Raw genomic sequence first — 612 nt, forward strand, 5'->3', positions numbered from 1 at the left:
TGCGCAGGACATTATTACGCAGATCGTAGTCGGTGTCGGCAATGCGCTTTGCTCCGGCCGCCGTCTCGCCGGGCGTTTCCACCCGATAAACCCGGCCAAGCCCGTCATAATAGGAGCGGGTAAAGTCTTCACCGGCGCCATTGGGCAGCGGCGTCAGCTTGGCCAGCGCCTGTGCCGCCGGATTGCCTTCGTTCTCGAAGCGCGTCTTGGCATACGCGCCGGTCACACTTTGCGAGACCTGGTAGGGCCGGCAGAACGGATCGTAGGTGAAGGTCTTGATGAGGCCGTTGAAGTCGGTCTTCGTCGCCGGAAGCCCGCAGACGGCATTGTAGGTGGCGCTCGAGACGAAGCGGGTGTCGGCGCTCTGGCCGCCGGTGGCAAAATAGCGGGGGCTGCGCTGCGTCACCGGATAGAGGTGATAGGTCGCATCATAATCCCACTCGGTCTTGTGGCCGAGCCCGTTGGTCGCCGAGACTTTGTTGCCATAGAGGTCATAAGCAAAAGTCTGATTCACCTCCTTTTGCGGCGATCCATAATAATCGGAGAAGCTGCGCTTGCGGGTGATGTTGCCCTTGGCCGGCGGCGTGGCATTGGCACCGGCGTTGCCGTCAT

The 612-nt window shown here is 61.3% G+C and carries 1 protein-coding gene; it reads right to left on the reverse strand.

What is annotated here, in order from left to right:
* The coding region (locus NKH28_RS34355) for a hypothetical protein (protein WP_352981471.1) at window positions 1-612 on the reverse strand (612 nt) is incomplete at both ends.

The organism is Mesorhizobium sp. M1227, from assembly GCF_040318315.1.
In the GTDB taxonomy this organism is placed as follows: Bacteria; Pseudomonadota; Alphaproteobacteria; order Rhizobiales; family Rhizobiaceae; genus Mesorhizobium.